This is a genomic window from Streptomyces sp. NPDC001204 (genome assembly GCF_053598035.1).
This window is the reverse complement of the sequence record NZ_JBSFJL010000103.1, coordinates 1-1,224: the sequence shown is the minus strand read 5'-3', so window position 1 is coordinate 1,224 and position 1,224 is coordinate 1. Positions and strand designations below refer to the sequence as shown.

The following is a 1,224-nucleotide window of genomic DNA, read 5'->3' as shown; positions in this document are numbered from 1 at the left end:
TCACTCCGCTCCTGTGTCGGCTCCGGCCGTGGTGCTGGCGGGTTCGGCGGGGCCGGGTTCGACGAAGCTGTAGGGCGGCAGGGGGCCGTTGACCCGCAGTTCGAGGTGGGGCAGGTCCGTGCGGGCCTGTTCGACGGCGGTCACGAACTCCTCGGCCGCTTCCCGGTCGACCAGGAACGAGGCGTTGACCAGCCAGCCGGTGGAGGGCGGGCCGTCGCTGACCGCGGCGGCGTACGGCTCCAGCGCGTGGACGATCTCGCGGGCGTCGTCGGCCTCGCGGGCCTGCACGGCGGCCGCGACCAGCTCACCGAGCCGGAGCTTGTCCTGGTAACCCCCGCCGCCGGAGCGCCGGTTGGCCTCGGCCAGGGTACGGATCTCGGGGTTCTCGGCCATCACGCGGTGCAGCACCGCGTCCTCGACGTGGCTGGCCTTGACGTTGTACTCGACCCTGCCCTCCAGGGCGCGCAGCCGCTCGCGGTAGTGCTCGGCACGCTCGGTGAGCACACTCGTGACGGTGTCGTCGTCGGGGGCGATGCTGCCGAACCGCATCGGCAGCACGCAGCCGGCCTCACCGGCCTCGCTGAGCACGGCCTGGTGGGCGAGCAGGTCCCTGCGTTTGGGCCGCAGTCCCTCGGGTGCGTCGCTGACGACCGCGGCGAGCCCGCCCGCCGTCAGCACGCGCACCGGGCGGGCCGGCTCGCCCACACCGCCCATGCCCCGCGGCAGGCCGGGGTGGGAGGCGGTGGTGATCGCGTAGACGTACGTGCTCACTCCTGCTCCTCCTTCCGGCGGGCCGGCGCGGCCCTGCGGGCCCGCGGCCGCTGCCCGCTCTCGTCCGAGTGCTCCTGGCGGCCCTGCTGGAAGGCGTCGGAGACGGTCTGGGCGGCGCCGGACAGCGCGCCCTTGGCCTTGCCGCGCGCGCCGGACTCGGTGACCTCGCCGACCAGGTCGGGCAGGCCGGGGGTCCGGTGCGGGCCGGCTTCCAGGTCGAGCCGGTTGCAGGCCTCGGCGAAGCGCAGGTAGGTGTCGACGCTGGCGACGACGACCCGTACGTCGATCTTCAGGATCTCGATGCCGACCAGGGAGACCCGCACGAACGCGTCGATCACCAGCCCCCGGTCGAGGACGAGTTCCAGTACGTCGTACAGGCCGCTGCTGCCGCCTCCGCCACCGGACGTCTGTGCCGGGACAACGGTCATGCCAACCGCGCCTCCTTCTCTCCGT

At 73.6% G+C, this 1,224-nt stretch carries 2 protein-coding genes; both read right to left on the bottom strand.

Annotated elements, in window-relative coordinates; genetic code table 11:
* Entirely contained in the window at nucleotides 1-771 is a 771-nt protein-coding gene (locus tag ACWC91_RS41620; RefSeq protein ID WP_450645102.1) for a GvpL/GvpF family gas vesicle protein, read from the bottom strand.
* Complete coding sequence (locus tag ACWC91_RS41615; RefSeq protein ID WP_450645100.1) at nucleotides 768-1,199, bottom strand: gas vesicle structural protein GvpA; 432 nt, start codon at nucleotides 1,197-1,199, stop codon at nucleotides 768-770. The genes ACWC91_RS41620 and ACWC91_RS41615 overlap by 4 nt, the downstream gene beginning before the upstream one ends.
* Nucleotides 1,200-1,224 lie beyond the last annotated feature (25 nt).